The organism is Paenibacillus sp. J22P165 (assembly GCF_059692015.1).
In genome coordinates this window covers 85152-101086 of sequence record NZ_JCAUAP010000009.1, presented here as the reverse complement: position 1 = coordinate 101086, position 15935 = coordinate 85152, and the positions used below count along the sequence as shown (strand labels likewise).

General features: G+C 47.6%; 15 protein-coding genes. 6 read left to right on the top strand and 9 right to left on the bottom strand.

The window, feature by feature from the left end; translation table 11 throughout:
- Nucleotides 1-71 precede the first annotated feature (71 nt).
- A complete protein-coding gene (locus AC58QM_RS22995) occupies nucleotides 72-1655 on the bottom strand; it encodes a histidine kinase N-terminal 7TM domain-containing diguanylate cyclase (protein ID WP_497287195.1) in 1584 nt (527 codons plus the stop codon).
- 195 nt (nucleotides 1656-1850) lie between these two features.
- Here AC58QM_RS22995 and AC58QM_RS22990 point away from each other — a divergent pair, with 195 nt between their 5' ends.
- From AC58QM_RS22990 to AC58QM_RS22975, 4 genes are read left to right on the top strand one after another with little or no spacing between them, the layout of a single operon-like run.
- The gene (locus AC58QM_RS22990; RefSeq protein ID WP_497287194.1) at nucleotides 1851-2840 is read left to right on the top strand and encodes an acrylyl-CoA reductase family protein; all 990 of its coding nucleotides are present in this window, start codon (nucleotides 1851-1853) and stop codon (nucleotides 2838-2840) included.
- Between the two features lie 56 nt (nucleotides 2841-2896).
- Nucleotides 2897-3754: a carbon-nitrogen hydrolase family protein gene (locus tag AC58QM_RS22985; RefSeq protein WP_497287193.1), complete on the top strand. Its 858-nt coding sequence runs from the start codon at nucleotides 2897-2899 to the stop codon at nucleotides 3752-3754.
- A 4-nt stretch (nucleotides 3755-3758) separates the two neighbouring features.
- Nucleotides 3759-4427 (top strand): GNAT family N-acetyltransferase, encoded by a 669-nt coding sequence (locus AC58QM_RS22980; protein WP_497287192.1) that lies wholly within the window; start codon nucleotides 3759-3761, stop codon nucleotides 4425-4427.
- A gap of 20 nt (nucleotides 4428-4447) precedes the next feature.
- Nucleotides 4448-5119 (top strand): GNAT family N-acetyltransferase, encoded by a 672-nt coding sequence (locus AC58QM_RS22975; protein WP_497287191.1) that lies wholly within the window; start codon nucleotides 4448-4450, stop codon nucleotides 5117-5119.
- Between the two features lie 142 nt (nucleotides 5120-5261).
- On the opposite strand, the gene AC58QM_RS22970 is transcribed toward AC58QM_RS22975, so the two are convergent.
- Nucleotides 5262-5711, bottom strand: coding sequence for an SRPBCC domain-containing protein (locus AC58QM_RS22970; RefSeq protein WP_497287190.1), 450 nt, complete (start codon nucleotides 5709-5711; stop codon nucleotides 5262-5264).
- 92 nt (nucleotides 5712-5803) lie between these two features.
- Here AC58QM_RS22970 and AC58QM_RS22965 point away from each other — a divergent pair, with 92 nt between their 5' ends.
- A complete protein-coding gene (locus tag AC58QM_RS22965; RefSeq protein ID WP_497287189.1) occupies nucleotides 5804-6625 on the top strand; it encodes a DUF6597 domain-containing transcriptional factor in 822 nt (273 codons plus the stop codon).
- A 394-nt stretch (nucleotides 6626-7019) separates the two neighbouring features.
- Here the strand turns inward: AC58QM_RS22965 and AC58QM_RS22960 are convergent, their stop codons facing one another.
- From AC58QM_RS22960 to sigY, 4 genes are all read right to left on the bottom strand, one after another.
- Nucleotides 7020-8225 (bottom strand): MFS transporter, encoded by a 1206-nt coding sequence (locus tag AC58QM_RS22960; RefSeq protein ID WP_497287188.1) that lies wholly within the window; start codon nucleotides 8223-8225, stop codon nucleotides 7020-7022.
- 187 nt (nucleotides 8226-8412) lie between these two features.
- Nucleotides 8413-8625, bottom strand: a complete 213-nt coding sequence (locus AC58QM_RS22955) for a sigmaY antisigma factor component (RefSeq protein WP_497287187.1) — start codon at nucleotides 8623-8625, stop codon at nucleotides 8413-8415.
- Nucleotides 8612-9019: a YxlC family protein gene (locus tag AC58QM_RS22950; RefSeq protein ID WP_497287186.1), complete on the bottom strand. Its 408-nt coding sequence runs from the start codon at nucleotides 9017-9019 to the stop codon at nucleotides 8612-8614. The genes AC58QM_RS22955 and AC58QM_RS22950 overlap by 14 nt, the downstream gene beginning before the upstream one ends.
- A complete protein-coding gene (gene sigY, locus AC58QM_RS22945; RefSeq protein ID WP_497287185.1) occupies nucleotides 9020-9544 on the bottom strand; it encodes an RNA polymerase sigma factor SigY in 525 nt (174 codons plus the stop codon).
- Between the two features lie 178 nt (nucleotides 9545-9722).
- On the opposite strand from sigY, the gene AC58QM_RS22940 reads away from it, so the two are divergent.
- Entirely contained in the window at nucleotides 9723-10604 is an 882-nt protein-coding gene (locus AC58QM_RS22940) for a GNAT family N-acetyltransferase (protein ID WP_497287184.1), read from the top strand.
- 72 nt (nucleotides 10605-10676) lie between these two features.
- On the opposite strand, the gene pyrH is transcribed toward AC58QM_RS22940, so the two are convergent.
- The 3 genes from pyrH to AC58QM_RS22925 all read right to left on the bottom strand — a co-directional run bounded on the left by pyrH (nucleotide 10677) and on the right by AC58QM_RS22925 (nucleotide 15923).
- Nucleotides 10677-11417: a UMP kinase gene (gene pyrH / locus AC58QM_RS22935; protein ID WP_497287183.1), complete on the bottom strand. Its 741-nt coding sequence runs from the start codon at nucleotides 11415-11417 to the stop codon at nucleotides 10677-10679.
- Between the two features lie 165 nt (nucleotides 11418-11582).
- Nucleotides 11583-12908, bottom strand: coding sequence for an MFS transporter (locus AC58QM_RS22930; RefSeq protein WP_497287182.1), 1326 nt, complete (start codon nucleotides 12906-12908; stop codon nucleotides 11583-11585).
- 132 nt (nucleotides 12909-13040) lie between these two features.
- On the bottom strand, nucleotides 13041-15923 hold the full coding sequence (locus AC58QM_RS22925; protein ID WP_497287181.1) for an ATP-binding protein: 2883 nt from the start codon (nucleotides 15921-15923) through the stop codon (nucleotides 13041-13043).
- Nucleotides 15924-15935 lie beyond the last annotated feature (12 nt).

Below are 15935 nucleotides of genomic sequence, written 5' to 3'. Positions count from 1 at the left end.
TAAACAGAAAGGGAGTTCCCGCTAGGGGAACTCCCTTTTTCACTTTTTTGCCATAATGCGATTATCCTTCGTTAAAGCACACTTCGAAGCTCTGAATGCTCATGAAATGCACAAACCTGATTCCGCCCAGCCCGTTTCGCCTGATACAAAGCCATATCGGCATGCTTCAGCAATGCCTCCAGCGTAGCATTGCGAGGGCTCGCTTGTGATAATCCGAAGCTCGCTGTCACAGCAATTGCGCTAGAGCTCCCTTGCATTGGTTCATCTGAGAGCTGTGCGCGAATTCGTTCGGCAACCTGGGCTCCGCGTTCTTGCGAGCAGGAAGGCAAGGCGATGACAAACTCTTCACCGCCATAACGGGCAATAAGTGCGCCAGGCACTTCAGCCTCAACTCGCTTCGCAATCGCTACCACATGCTGAATGGCCATATCACCAACGTCGTGACCATAGGTGTCATTGATGATTTTGAAATGATCAATGTCAAAAAGCAGGATACATGTCGATCTCTCGCTGAGCTGGTCCTTTTCCAATACAACCTTACTGCGACGGATAAATTCCGTGCGATTCAACAGTTTCGTCAAGCCATCGTAGTAGGCAAGCTGCTTTAATTGATCTTGGAGCAGCTTTTGCTCGGTGACATCGATCAGCATCAGCAGACTCCCAATTGACTCCGAACTGCTTCCAAGGACAACTGAGGAACGGGTTTGATAGAAGAATTCGTTGCCATTAGCATCACGCCAAACAAACTCTTCTTGGGTGCCATCTTGCGTTCGCTCCACGGGAAATGGCGTCCCTGACAGCTGAATCCAGGCATCATCCAGTGTTAATCCAAGCATGTCCGTCGTTAAGCCTGGGAACATCGAACTTATCGCGCCATTGATGTCAACAAGCCGATCGGCGGAATCCAGCACGACAGCACCCTCACGCATACTTTCAAAAATACGATCCTTCGCTATCGGAATAACCGTCAACATTCTTGTAGACACCATCGACCAGATGTACATGGCAGAAGTTATACAAAGAATCATGGGCACAGGGTCAATGCCATACGGTGTTAGCCCCATCAGGTACACGAACGCACCTGTCATCGGCAGGAACTGTCCCATAATTAAGGTTGCTAGCTGCAACCGGTAGGCCTTCTTGGTTTGACGCCATCTGCGCAAGAGCAGTACGACCGCTGCCAGCATACATCCAAATATATAGGCCCCGTGAATAATGTAATATTGTCCTATGACAACATCAGTGGTGGGGAAAGGTGCATTTTCGCGGAAAAAGATATCTTTATAGAACAAATGATGGGCATCGTTGGTGATCACCATAATGAAGGTAATGGCCGGAATGAGGAGGAGTGCCGTTACTTTTCTGCGTGTCAGATTTAAGCCGATATATTGCATAACAATGAGCAAACCAATGGCGGGCGCAGCCCCGATACCAACGTACTCGAAAATCGTCCATATTTTTACCTCAATTATTGTATCGCTGGCCATTTCAAATGCGTGAGCAAAAATATAAATAGCCTGTGTAGCCGTATAGATGACGAAAGTATAAGCTCCGGGTATTTCTTTGCGTTTGATAAACGTATACAAACACAAAAAGGTTGTAAAAACGCCCGAGGTTGCGACGATTGAAATGAACATGGTTAGCGTTGGATCCATGGTTCGCACTCCATCATTTGTAGGATAATTGGATAATTTGTCGTTTTAATGTTAACACATCCGCGATTGCGGTCATAGGGAGTTGACACGTAAATCCGATTGCGTCTGTATGCAGGTGAGAATGGCATGCGGTTACAAAATTTAGTAAACTAATAGAATGAAGTGAAGTCATAGCAAGAGGTAGGAGGAGCGGACATGGATAGCTTTAGCGCATTGGTCGTTGAGCGAATACAGGATCAGTTTTCTTTAAAAATGAAAGAGATCCGCATCGAGGAACTGCCCGCTGGGGACGTTACGATCCGCGTCGCCTACTCCGGGATTAATTATAAAGATGCACTGGCTTGCAGTCCGACCGGACGAGTGATTCGCCAGTACCCGATAGTGCCAGGCATTGATCTGGCTGGTACGGTTGTGGCCTCGTCTGATCCCCGCTATCGCGAGGGGGATGAGGTGCTCGTGACCAGCTACGAGCTGGGCACAGGGCATTTCGGCGGATTCAGCGCGTATGCGCGCGTTCCCGCCGATTGGGTCGTGCCACTCCCGCAAGGACTGACGCATCGCGAAGCGATGATTCTCGGCACGGCGGGATTGACAGCAGCCCTGTCCATTCATCGAATGGAGCAGAATGGGCTGCGCAAAGAGGAGGGACCCGTGCTCGTGCGCGGGGCAACGGGTGGTGTGGGCAGCAGCAGCGTCTCGATGCTCGCCGCACTCGGCTACGAAGTGGAGGCGAGCACAGGGAAGTCCGCTGATCACGCGTATTTGCTTGAGCTCGGTGCGACGCGCATACTCTCGCGCGAGGAGCTCTCGCCGCCTGATAGCAAGCCTATCGGCAAGGAGTATTGGGCAGGCGCGGTTGATCCTGTCGGAGGCGCATCGCTCGCCTATGTGCTCAGTCGGATGAAATACGGCGCCTCCGTGGCGTTGAGTGGATTGACAGGGGGCGCAGATGTTGCGGCGACTGTGTATCCTTTTATCTTGCGAGGTGTGAATGTGCTTGGCATTGATTCCGTCTATTGCCCGTCAGCCGTGCGAAAGACGCTCTGGGAGCGGATGGCAACGGAGCTGAAGCCACGGCTGCTGGAGCAGACGGTGTATAAGGAAGTTAGGCTCGATGGGGTTGCGGAGGCAGCGCAGCTTGTGTTGGAAGGCAAGGTTAGAGGCCGGGTGTTGGTTCGGCTATAACCGAAAGATCCGGTGACTGTCTGTGTTTTTATTTAAGGGATAAGGAGGATTGTACAGTGAAAATGCGGGTATCAGCAGTTCAATATCATTTACATACAATTAGCAGCTTCGAAGAGTTCGCCGCACAGGTTGAGCATTATGTGAAGGTGGCGCAGGAGTTTGAGGCGGATTTTGTGCTTTTTCCAGAGTTGTTCACCACACAGCTGATGTCAATTGGAGATGAAAATGGCAAAGCATTGCCAATCGAGGCACTGCCCTCTTTTACAGAGGCGTATCGTGACTTATTTCAGGGACTTGCTCAGCAAACGGGCATGCATTTAATTGGTGGTACGCACATTACGGCAGAGGGGGACAAGCTGTTCAATACAGCGTTCCTGTTCTATCCAGATGGTCGTATTGGCGAGCAGAAAAAGCTGCACATTACCCCAACGGAAGTGAAAGAATGGGGGATGGGCGCTGGGGATTCGCTGCAGGTTTTTGATACAGATAAAGGCAGAATTGCGATTCTGGTTTGTTATGATGTGGAATTCCCAGAGATCGTGCGAATGGCTAGAGCTCGTGGGGCAGATGTCCTATTCGCTCCTTCGTGCACGGATGATCGGCATGGGTTCCATCGAGTTCGGTATACGTGTCATGCCCGGACGATTGAGAATCAAATCTATGTGGTTTCTACGGGAACTGTTGGCGCCTTACCTACGGTTGATTTCATGAGAGCAAACTTCGGGCAAGCTGCTGTCATTACGCCAAACGATGTGCCGTTCCCCCCCAAAGGTATTCTTGTTGAAGGGGAAATCAACGGTGATATGGTTGTCACTGCTGATCTTGATCTCTCGTTGTTGACGCTCGTTCGGGAAAAAGGCTCCGTCACCACCTGGCGCGATCGCCGCACTGATTTATACACGGATTGGTCATGAGACGATGAGGAAACAACTTTATGTGTTTGATGGCGACACGCCTGTAGAGGCGGTCATACGCACGTACGGTGTAGCAGACTTCGATGCCTTGATTCGCGTTCAGCAGCTGAGTTTTCCGCCACCTTTTCCCTCGGAGCTTTGGTGGACCAAGGAGCAACTAACGGAGCATGTGACTCGGTTTCCCGAGGGTGCGCTGTGCGTGGAGGTAGCGGATCAGGTCGTGGGATCGATCACAGGCTTGCGGGTAGATAGTGAGCAGATGGCTGGGGCAATTGATCATAGCTGGTCGGCGATCACGGATGAGGGCTTTATCCGCACACATTGTCCAGAGGGTGACACACTCTATATTGTGGATGTCTGCATCATGCCGGCATACCGCAAGTTCGGCCTTGGCAAATGGCTCATGCAGTCGATGTTTGAGGTTGTTGTACAGCTAGGGCTGGCTCGTTTGCTTGGAGGCGGGCGGATGCCTGGCTACCACAAGGTAGCGGAGACGATGAGTGCCGACGACTATGTGGCGGCTATCATGGCCGGGACGATGAAGGACCCTGTGATCACCTTTTTGCTGCGATGCGGCCGGACGCCAGTAGGCGTGGTTGCGAATTATTTGGAGGATGAGGAATCGCTGAATCATGCGTTGTTGATGGAGTGGCGGAACCCTTTTACATATTAAAATAGGAGTGAGTTGACCTTATGGAATTCATACGTATAACGAGTATTGAGGATCCGTTGTTTCGATCGATGCACGATTTGATGAAAGAGGTATTTCCGCCGGAGGAAGTGCTCGAATATGCGTTGTGGAGGGAGCCTCTTGAAGATCCAGGGATTCGCGTGTTTGTGGCCGTTCATGATGGCAAGGTAGTCGGCACGACGGAGTATCGCTATTACGAGGATGACCAAGTGGCGATGACGGACTTCACGATTATTGGCGAGGCGGGTCTGGGGATCGGGCGGTTTCTTGCGAGAAAACGGTGGCAGGATTTGGAACGTTTGGCGTCCGAGTCAGGTAAGCCGATGAAAGGGATGTTTGCTGAAATTTACGACCCGTACCGGGTTGAGGGGCATGCTTTCGGCGGCGTTAAGCCGATGGATCCTTACGTTCGACGTGAGGTGCTGTCGCACCTTGGTTATAAGCGGATTGATTTTACGTATGTGCATCCATCTTGGGAGAACAATGGGGAAGCGGTGGAGGAGCTGGACCTATGCTTCCTACCAACCGACGAAGAGGTAGCTGAAATTCCTGCAGCGCTGGTGGCGAAGTTCCTGAGACGGTACTATGCAGTGCTCGCGAACAAGCCGCATGCTTGGGAAGCGATGGTTGCTGGGTTGGAAGGAAAAGAGACGTTGGCGCTGTTGCCATTGTAATTTGTTGGTTATTGTATCAGTAGACACTAAAAACAAGGTGTTCCCTGCATAGGACAGGAGACACCTTGTTTTATTTGCCTGTACGGTTGACTTGAGATTATACACATCCTGTATAATAATACGCATCCGCTAGTTGTTCCGTCTACCAACCGAAATCTAGCGTTTTCCCCGTTTCTGCGAGGGTTTTGATGTTGCTTAGAATCATCCACCAACTGGCTTTCGTGGTTTCAAAGCTAGGGTGGTTAGGCGTCCATTGATCATTGACGAGCGTCAATTTTGTGCAATTACCTACGGTTTCTAAGCTAATCGTCATGCGAGATTCGAAATCAGCATGGTTCTCCCGATAGGAAGGACCGGCATGTTCGGTGCAACTAAGAAGTTTCTCCGGTTCATAGGCCAAAATTTTGCCATACACATGCACGGTTTCCTCGCCATCTTGACCGGGGCCAATATAGGAGTAGTCGGAGCCGATTTCAAAGGTGGAATGCAGCACGCTGCCGAATAAAATTTGCCGAGTTCCCTCTGGCGTTATGAGTATATCCCAGATTTCCTTCGTACTTGCGCCAATATAAAATTCATATCTCAGTTCCATAAGCCATACACTCCTTCGCATCTATGATCCTACCTATCATATGGCATGCCATATTCCCATGTATTGTAAAAACGCGACAAGGAGTGTTTAATATGCCTACAAATTCCAATCCCAATTCCCCCATGCCTAGTTTGGGGATTATTAATTTTCAACAAGGCGGTCACAAATTTCAGCTTTGTCGCTATGCCCCAGATGAGGATGTAGCCTATTTCGTTCGTCATTATTGGGTTGTGAAGTGGGACTTGGCAGGTGAAGACCCGTATACACAGCATATTATTCCTAATCCTTGCGTGAATCTTGTTGTAGAGCAGGGGAAATCGGCCATTTTTGGTCCTGGGAAAGAGAAGTACGGACATCGCCTTGAAGGACAGGGAAGTGTGTTTGGCGTGAAATTTAAACCAGGCGGCTTTTACCCTTTCGTTCAAGAAAACGTGTCTAGTATGTTGAATAATGCACTGTGTATTGGCGATGTTTTCGACACTGACCCGCGTGTCTTGGAAGAAAAAGTATTCAGTCACAGTGATGATGAACGGAATGTTAGTCTGGTTGAAAATATGATTCGCTCCAAGCTGCCTGCCCAGGATGAGCAAGTGATAGTGGTTAATCAAATTGTAGACTATGTGTATGAACAGCCTGAGATTACCAAGGTTGACGCTATTTGTGAGCATTTTCGAATGAACATTCGCACCTTGCAGCGCCTCTTCGACCAGTATGTCGGAGTCAGCCCGAAGTGGGTAATCAAAATCGCTCGTATCCAAAGCGCAGCAGAGATCACAGATGGCAATGATACGCATAATTGGGCCAAGCTGTCGATGGACCTCGGATATCATGATCAATCGCATTTTATTAAAGATTTTAAATCAATACTCGGCCAAACGCCGGAGGAATACGCACTAAGGAAGCAGGCTAAGTGATGCGGGGCAACTCACGCAATGTCATCCCAAAACGACTAACTACGCAGCACGAATTCGATTAATCCACCAACCAATTCATTACACCAGCAGCAATCCCATCTAACCCACACTCAACGCATACCCAGGAAAATAACTGGAAAACGTCCAGTTATTTTCTAGCATTTAGCTCAAAACAAAGGATTAACTGGATAACTTCCATCTATTTATCGCTGTTTCCACCTTCCCTCATCAAAAAGTAGAGAATTAACAGGAGAAAATCCAGCTAATTCGAGAATTGAACCGTAATCTGCGAAATTAGCTGTAGAAATTCCATTTAATCATCTTTCGCCCTTAAAGGGAGCTATGGTTTTATGAGCTGTTCTAGAACTTGCTCCCTAGTCCATTCAACACTTCGCTACATAGCTTGCTGTTTGGCCGTTTGTTGATTTCTCCGTAGAAGCGGGTTTAACAACACAACGCCTGCCATTAGCAAAGCGCCACTTAGCACATACACCGTTAGTAACGATGTTGTATCCTTCAAGTAACCGGATAAGGACATCCCCACGAGCATCATCCCCATGAAAATCGGTGTAATCGCACCGCCCACTCGCCCCATAAATGGCCCTTCCGTGTTACGCATAATTAGGGTTTGAATGCCGACATGAATACAGGGGTAAAACAATCCACTTACGATTTGCAGGATCAGTGTCACGGATACAAGGGTAAAGGCTCCGACACCTATGGTGCAAACAGCACTTACTAGTAAACCAGTAGCAAGTAAAAACTTCGGTTTCACCTTTTTCGCAATCCCCATAATGACTGTACCCCCGATGAGCATAGCCGCCCCGTTGGCCATCAAAAACCATTGTAGAGACTGTTTGCTTAATCCTAACTTCTCCACAGCGATGAACAATGCAAGCGGTTGAATCAAACCTGCTGCTAATCCCGTAACTCCGAAAGTGAGGCTGAGCGTTCTGAGCGCACGGTTGGTGTACAGATAGTGTAGTCCGGCTTTCAGCTCTTTCAAGAAGTTTGTGGTTCCTGAAGCGGCTTCTTCAATCTCGTCTTTTGGGAGGAACATAAGGACGAAAGAAGATCCGAAAAACATCACACCGGTGAGGATAAGAGAAGCTTCCACGCCGTAGTTTAAATAAATGAACGTACCGATCACAGGGCCTAGGACCATGAAAATCGCAACGAGAGATTGAGACATGGCCATAACACCTTGGAGGTGCTCCGCGGGTACATTCTTTTTGTATAGCTTCATGGCAGATGGCTGTGAGAATTGCGATAAACTCGCAGAAATGAACGTCCCGATGAGCAAGGCATACCAAGAGCCAGATAACAGGGTCAACAAGACAAGAAATACGGTTGCAGCGGATAAAAGATCACTCCAAACCATGGTCCGCTTCGGCTGCCAGCGATCAGCAAACGTGCCGCCAATAAAAGCGAAGATGAAAATAGGTGCCGTCTCCACAATAGAAATGAGGGAAAGATACTGCGGATTATTGTGCGTAATGTCCGAGATGTAGAGGAGAATGGCGAAATTTCGGATCCAAATGCCGAGCTGCAGGAGCACACGGGATAGGAGGATGGTTCGCACATAATGATTTTTTAACAAGGGACTTACTCCTTTCGAAATAATATTTACTAAATTACTAATTTACTAAGTTAGTAAAATAACACCCAAATCATAGCCTACACGACAGAAGGAAGTCAATACGATTTTGATTTTTTCCAATACTTGTATCTAGTTAGGCATGAAAAAAAGCGGCTGCCAGGGAGGCAACCGCTTCTATGCGTGCAGATTATTTACGGTGAATTTTACGAACCGCAAAGAGATAAACAATGGTGGGAACCGGGGCCTGAATAATGCCCCAAATGCCCCAAAACCAAGGGTGACGAGCACCGCGCTTACGAGAGTCCATGTAGAGCCATGTGCTTTGGATGAGCATAATGAGGGCAAGACTAATCCATGCCCAGAGGGGAAGTTGATCGAATTTGGAGTCAGTTGTTGTCATGAGAATCCACCTGCTTTCTTAAGATAAGCCAAGCTAACGGAATGAATATCGCCGCAGCTTGGATGGAGAGGAAGGCAACAGGCTGAGCTGTCACCGTCAGATAAAACACATAAAACAAGAACATGGCGCCGATCCATAGGATGACTAGATCACGGATTAGCTTGGATTTCCGCTTGCTTTGCGTTGCGGCGATATGCTGGTCAAACCAAGCTGCACTGGGGGTTGGAACTTGGATGGCAGCATCGAGCAGATGAAGTCCGTCGCGCAATTGTCGAGCGACATCCTCGTCATCTTGGTCCTCGCTAGCTCGAGGCTGATTGCTGCCAACTTGCACCTTGCTTGGTACCCCGCCCAATGTCTCGCGCTTCCGCCGTTTTTGTGAATCTTCGTCCATCTAGTTCAACTCCTTTCGTAGTTGTTTCAGTGCATGGTGCACTCTCGATTTCACGGTGCCTTCTGCCAAGGAGAGCATATCGCCAATTTCTTCATAGGTGTATCCGTAGTAATGCTTAAGAATGAGCGGAATGCGACTCTCACGTGACATTTTAGCTAAAGCATCTAACACCTCTGGCCAAGCATCATCCGTGTGATGGGCTGTCTGCCATTGCAGCTGGCGCAAGGTCTGCTGCTGTTCTTTGTCCTGCCACTTGCGCTCCCAAAGGCGGCGTCTCCCTTGATCGATCATCAACCGAGTTGCGAGGGTGATTAACCAGGACGAGAACTTCGAAGTACCGTTGTAGAGCTTTATTTTTTCAATACATCGGGCCATTGTTTCTTGCGTGAGATCCTCGGCTTGGGCGGGATTCAGTGTGATTTTGACCAGATATTTATACACAAATGCATAATGCTGCTGGAGTAGCTGAGACAGAGCCGCGGTGTCGCCTACCATGGCTCGACGAATGAGTTCGTGCTCTTCCAAGTGTTTGAACATCCTCTCTGCCTGGTTTCATAGATAGTACGAACAGCTCGTGAAGATCGTTCACTGCTGCACGAAAATATTTTTAGAATGATTTATTAGCTTACCACCGCAGGGCCCAGACATGTATAATGACAGCAGGTAAGTCCATATGAATGAGATGATTAATGGAGGACAACATATGAAACAAGGCATCTATGCAAGAGCAGGCTTATCCCCGGAAGAGTTGGAGGAAGTTAAGGCTTTATGGGAGATTTGCAATGCGCACGAGGATATCGAAATTAAACTAAACTGGAGCACGTTATCCAGCCGTCCAGTTGGCGTGACTAATGATTTCGTGTATTACGAAAATGACCGGATTATTGGCTTTCTAGCTATCTACAGTTTTCTCGCCACCGAAGTGGAAATCAGCGGGATGGTGCATCCGGATGCGCGGCGAAGAGGCATCTACGGAAGTCTCGTTCAGACAGCAATCGAAGAATGTAGAAAGCGTGGGGTTCCGAAGCTTATTTTCATCAATGAACACAAATCCAAGAGCGGCAAAGCTTTTCTGTCGAAGCTAAGCGCGTACTATTCCTTTTCCGAATATGTGATGGATTTGAAAGAGCAAATCGTTCCTCCAGCTTCCAACCAGACGGAAGTCAGCATTCGCTTAGCGGATCGTGCAGATACAGAGTTGTTGGTGAAACTGAATATGTCAGGCTTCGATATGACGGAGCACGACACGCGTGACTACGTGAATCAGACGATTACAGGTGAGAAGGAACGTACCTGGATTGCGGAACTTGGTGAGAACAAAGAGCCGATTGGCAAACTTGGTGCGATGGTGGAGCCGGGTGTAAGTGGGTTTATTTATGGTTTTTGTGTGTTACCTGAAGTTAGAGGCAAAGGGTATGGTCGCCAAATTTTGAGCCAGACGATTACGGAATTAAAGCAGCGAGATAAGGCGGAGAATATCAAGCTGGAAGTTTCGGTTGAGAATGAGAAGGCGCTAGGGCTGTATGAATCTTGCGGTTTCGCAACGAGAAATGCGCAAGACTACTACGTGCTTCTCCTGAGTTAAAATAAAAGGATAGCGCAGCAGAAATTCTCTGCTGTCTATCCTTTTTTTGTTCTGGGAGTGGATACCAAACTGTTAATGATAAATGAGTTCGGAAGAGCCGCTAATAATGGTGCCCGTATTTAGCCCCGCGCAAATATCCTTCATCGAGCCAGGCTTGTCGAAATTAAACACATGAATCGGAACATGGTAGTCCCGCGCTAGAATAAATGCGGATTGATCCATCACTTTCAGATTATGTTGAATGACATCATTGTAATGGAGGGATTTGTATTGGAGTGCCTCCTGATGGTGCTTCGGATCTTTGTCGAAGACGCCGTCGACGCCTTGTTTAGCCACAAGAATGGCATCGCAATTCACTTCAATGGCACGCTGCACTGACGGGTAATCCGTCGTAACGTAAGGCTGCCCATTCCCGCCGGCAAAAATGACGATGTACCCTTTTTCCAAGTGGTGAATGGCTCGTAATCGAATGAAGGGCTCCGCTACGGAAGCAATCGGAATAGCAGTCATGACGCGAACTTCGGCGTCTGTCTTCGCTTTTAATACACCGCGCAGCATCAAGCTGTTGATGACGGTCGCCAGTGTGCCGATGTTATCTGCTTCGGCCTTCTCGATGCCCCAGCTTTCACCCATATTACCGCGGAAAATATTGCCCCCGCCAATCACAAGACACACTTCAACGCCCAAATTCACGACGGTCATAATTTCATTGGCGATATGATCCAGCTGTGTAGGATCGAAGCCAAATGAGTCGTTGCCTGCTACAGCCCCGCCACTAAGTTTAATGAGGACTCGTTTGTATCGCAAAGCCATTTCCATATCCCCTCTCTCTGATGAGAACGCCTGTACGATAAGTTGTGTCTGACTAGGTTGTGTAGTGCGGGCACCTTGGATGTTTGCAAAAAAAACACTAAAGCCCTTGAATGCTCTAGTGTTTGCTGTGTCTGATTCCTCTGGTTAGAAGTAATTGTACATGAACTAAGCGGGGTTTTGCAATTTCTGTGGAACTCGCATATGAACGATAAGACCAATGATAACGAGAACGAGCAAGGAGCCCAAAGCCACACGGCTTGCTAAGTTACCTGTGGATGCCAAAGCCCAAGTAATTGATCCGTATAAGGCAGGCCCTACAATGGAGGACACTTTCCCTGAGAAGGCGAATAGGCCGAAGAATTGGCCGCGCTTTTCTTCTGGCGTTAGCTGCACAATCAATGTGCGGGACGTCACCCACATAGCACCCATGGAGACGCCATACAGGCTGCCTGCTACCCAGAAAATGCTTTGGCTCGTCGCAAGGGCGGCGAGGGAGATGGCGACAATCAGGATAAGAGCGACGATGGTTACCGCCTTCTTAGGTCCAATGCTGCGCGTGACATACCCGAAAAGGAAGGAACCAATCACACTGCTCACCGTGGACACGAGATAGAGTAGAATGAACTGCCCCGTGGAGAAGCCCATGACTGTATTGGCATAAATGGCCATAACCGCAATCGCTGTGGCGATGGCATCGTTAAAGAAGAAGTAGGCGATCATGAATGTGAAGGCTGCCTGGTATTTTCGAGCTTCCTTGAACGTTGCCCAAATCTCGCGATAGCCGCTAAGCAATGATTTGTTGCTAGCCACAGGCTTTTGATGTTTCTCCTTGTAGAGAAGCATAATCGGCAGGGAGAAGATGAGAAACATGACGGCACTTGGGATGAACGTACTCTCGAAGTGGTTATCATGAACGAACAAGAAAGCAATGAGGCCGACGAGCGTACCTACATAACCAACCGCTACACCGAACCCAGAGATCAAGGGGATTTCACGTTCATTACCCAGATCGGAGATCATGGAATCATAGAAGACTAGGCTGGAGTTATAGAAAAACTTAGCGATCATGAAGCATAAAATAACACCAAGAATCGACGTATTGAGTCCAAGCCATTCTTGATCTGTCTCCCATAGGGCCGATGCTCCCATGAGAAGCGTTGCGATAATTGCGATTAGTGTGAAGGGGACGAGGTAGGCTTTCTTTTTGCCGGTACGATCTATCCAGACACCGAATAAGGGAGATAAGAGCACTAAGAATAAGCTGGACAACGCATTGGAATATGTGATGAAAGTACTTGCAATCTGGTTCATTTCCTCGCTGCTGCCTAAAGTTTCTTTTAAGTAAAAAGGATAAAACACAGTTACGATATTGGAAGAAAAAATGGTATTTGCAAAATCATACATCGCCCATGCGAAAACGGGCAGGGAGAAAAACAACGCCCATACACTACGTCCTTGTACTGGATTGGAAGCGGATTCAAGCTTTGCCATAGGGCACACCCTTTCTCTGCACTTACCTCTATTACTTTACTATATTAGCGATTCTATATAGAAATCCCTCTATCTTTACATGAATAATAAAATCTCCCCCACCTAAGGAAGGTAGGAGAGATCAATGAACAGTTACTTGTCCGATGGCCTAATGAGATCAACTTCAATCATGTCATGATTCTCTTCCATTTTGAGTACATTAATGCCGTTGCGTTCTAAGGTAGTGGAGAGCGTTTCTTTGTCTTGAAAAGGAAAAACATAAGCTAAGCTGCTCTTATTGTCGAGCAAGCGTTTTGCTACCTGAACGAGTCGTTCCATCGTGAACGGTTTTTTTAGGTATTTCTCAATCTCTTTTTCATGATAGTCATGAGGCGGATCAAGCGCTGTTGAAACAATAACAGGCGTTTGCGCGTGCAACGGGTGCTTGTACAAATCTGCGATGAAATCCCAGCCCGTTTTCTCGCCTTCCAGGTGAATATCTACGATGAACAAAATCGGGCCTTCGCCCTCACAGCGCCGCAGCGCAATCATCCCTTCTTCAGCTGAACGCAGCTGGACGGAAGGCAGGTTCAATTTATGCAAGGCGACTTGAATTAATTTGGCCAAATTATCATCGTCTTCGAAAATAACGATTTTCCCGTCTAGGCCAGAAATTTCATATTGATCCAGCTCAATTCGGAATGTGGTGCCATGGCCCATTTCAGACGTATAGGAGATATGTCCATTGTGGCCCTCTACAATTTCCTTCACGATGGCCAGTCCAAGGCCAGTGCCGCCAATCTGGCGGCGGTCAGAGTTATCGACCCGGAAAAATTTAGAGAACATATGCTCATTGGCTTCCTGAGGTATACCTAATCCATAATCTTGAATAGCGATCGTAATTTTACCTTCGTGTGCTGTTAGATAAATGTCGATATGATCAGCTGCCGGTGAGTACTTAATCGCATTGCTAATGAGGTTATCGAACACTTGGCGAATACGATCAACATCTGCTCGTACCCACAGCTCTGGCTCTTGTTGATGAAGGACAATTTGATGAAGCTGCTTATCCTGCCATTGCTCTGCAATTTCACTGACGATAGATTGCAAATGAATCGGTGCGAAGTTGTAGGATTGACGACCGGACTCCATCCGCTGCAGATCCAAGAAATCATTAATTAAATTCGACAAGCGCTGTGCTTCGTTATAAATAGTTTCCATGTAACGCTTTTGCTTCTCTTTTGGAAGATCACGATGCAATAAAATTTCGATAAATCCAAGCACGCTGGCCAGTGGAGTTCGAAGTTCGTGTGAAACAATGGAGATAAATTCATTTTTCATTTCATCAACGCGCTCTTCTTCCGTACGGTCACGGAATACGAATAGATAGCCTTGCTGCTCCGTTCCTTCGCTAACAACCGTAGCGTAGAGCTCTGCATGTTGCAGCTGCTCGCCACTCTGGAAACTAAAACGTTGTGTCAAATGAGATAACGAGCGGTCAATCAAAGCCTCTATCGAAGCTGCTACCCCATGAAAGCTAGGGTTTTGGGCTCCAATGTTAAAGCTGCAATCAACGAAGTTCTGACCGACACGTTCATCTAGCCCGAAATATTGATTCATCCGGTGATTGGAGAAGAGAATCGTCCCTTGGGAATCACACATCATCATGCCTTCGTGGGCGGATTCCAAAATGTTTTGAATCAAATCGTGTTGTCCTTCTAATAGCAACTTCTCTGCTGTGAGTTGATCATTCAGCATGGCTAAGCTCTCCGCTTGTTGCAACTTCTGATCATTCACGAGCTGCGCGTAGAAGGCTAATCCGAATTGGCGTACTAAACCTTTGGTCAGACGCTGATTATCATCTTGATAGAGTGAGCATTGGTAACTGGTTAGCAAAAGAAAACCAATGACTTCTTGTTTGTCATCTGTGAGTGGAATGTAATGATCAATGGCTCGCAGCACTCCACTGTGTATGCCTTGCTCATTGCCTGTTACATCACGGGTATGTGTAATGGCAACACCTTCATCGAATACACGTCTGGACGGCCCGAAGAGTTCACTGCGGGAAGCTTGAATCTGTCCTTTGGGATAACCAATGGAATGAATAACCTCGTAAGAGACAGCTTCATCATCCGAGCGATTCTCGAGGACGACCAACGCTGCATCATGAGCTAACGAATTTAATAGAGCTGGCAGCGTATGTTTTAAGAAATCAGTCAACTTCACATAGCCGGTAAGTTTTTCTTGATAAGAAGAAATGAGTTCCAAATCCCGTTCGCGTTCCGAGAGCTTGGCCAATGTGACCTGCTGCTCTTCTTGTTGGGCAATAATTTCCTCGTTCTGTGATTCGAGACTCTCCGCCATATAGCGGTACGTTTCTTCGCTCTTGCGAAGCTCTTTCTCCGCTTGGAAGGAACGCAAGGAGATGATGATGGACATACCTCCCGCTAGAAGTGCGATTATGAAGCCCACTAGGGTGATCAAACGGGAGGTTTGACCAGCTTGCTGAGAGGCCTCGTAAGCTGTTGAGGTGATCTGTTCGATATTATTTTCGATACTCGTATGAATGACTCGATAGCGATCCATCAGCGTTTTACCGCCAGTGACACGAGCTTTTGCCTCTTCAATTTTTCCCGCACGGAATAATTCTAAGGTCGTATCATAATATCTTTGCAAATTGGTAATGGCAGGTACTGCCTGTGTATCAATAATGATTTGCAGTGTCGGATACTTCTTGTCGTAGGTTGAAAGCGTGTTTAAATCAATAGCAACCTGGTCTCTTCCTGTGGTGTAAGGTTCAAGAAACTGTTCACTTCCACCTAATTGGTAACCACGAAGCCCTGTTTCCTGATTAATTAAGCTGGTCAATAAACTATTGGCTGTCGTTAGAATCGGAATAGCCTGATTCACGATCGCATTGTTTTCTTTCTCCATATTTCGAGAAGCCAAGTAGTTGTACACACTGACGAAAGCAAGCAAAACAACAATTAAAATGACATATAACATGGAGATACGTGATCTCGTGAAGGTTTTCATATCCATCGCTCA

Bases quoted from the DNA above. Each gene is read 5' to 3' on its own strand.
- AC58QM_RS22930 (WP_497287182.1), bottom strand. From the start codon at position 12,908: ATGGCAAAGCTTGAATCCGCTTCCAATCCAGTACAAGGACGTAGTGTA.
- AC58QM_RS22950 (WP_497287186.1), bottom strand. From the start codon at position 9,019: ATGGACGAAGATTCACAAAAACGGCGGAAGCGCGAGACATTGGGCGGG.
- AC58QM_RS22965 (WP_497287189.1), top strand. From the start codon at position 5,804: ATGCCTACAAATTCCAATCCCAATTCCCCCATGCCTAGTTTGGGGATT.
- AC58QM_RS22970 (WP_497287190.1), bottom strand. From the start codon at position 5,711: ATGGAACTGAGATATGAATTTTATATTGGCGCAAGTACGAAGGAAATC.
- AC58QM_RS22925 (WP_497287181.1), bottom strand. From the start codon at position 15,923: ATGAAAACCTTCACGAGATCACGTATCTCCATGTTATATGTCATTTTA.
- AC58QM_RS22940 (WP_497287184.1), top strand. From the start codon at position 9,723: ATGAAACAAGGCATCTATGCAAGAGCAGGCTTATCCCCGGAAGAGTTG.
- AC58QM_RS22975 (WP_497287191.1), top strand. From the start codon at position 4,448: ATGGAATTCATACGTATAACGAGTATTGAGGATCCGTTGTTTCGATCG.
- AC58QM_RS22990 (WP_497287194.1), top strand. From the start codon at position 1,851: ATGGATAGCTTTAGCGCATTGGTCGTTGAGCGAATACAGGATCAGTTT.
- AC58QM_RS22955 (WP_497287187.1), bottom strand. From the start codon at position 8,625: ATGACAACAACTGACTCCAAATTCGATCAACTTCCCCTCTGGGCATGG.
- AC58QM_RS22995 (WP_497287195.1), bottom strand. From the start codon at position 1,655: ATGGATCCAACGCTAACCATGTTCATTTCAATCGTCGCAACCTCGGGC.
- AC58QM_RS22980 (WP_497287192.1), top strand. From the start codon at position 3,759: ATGAGGAAACAACTTTATGTGTTTGATGGCGACACGCCTGTAGAGGCG.
- pyrH (WP_497287183.1), bottom strand. From the start codon at position 11,417: ATGGCTTTGCGATACAAACGAGTCCTCATTAAACTTAGTGGCGGGGCT.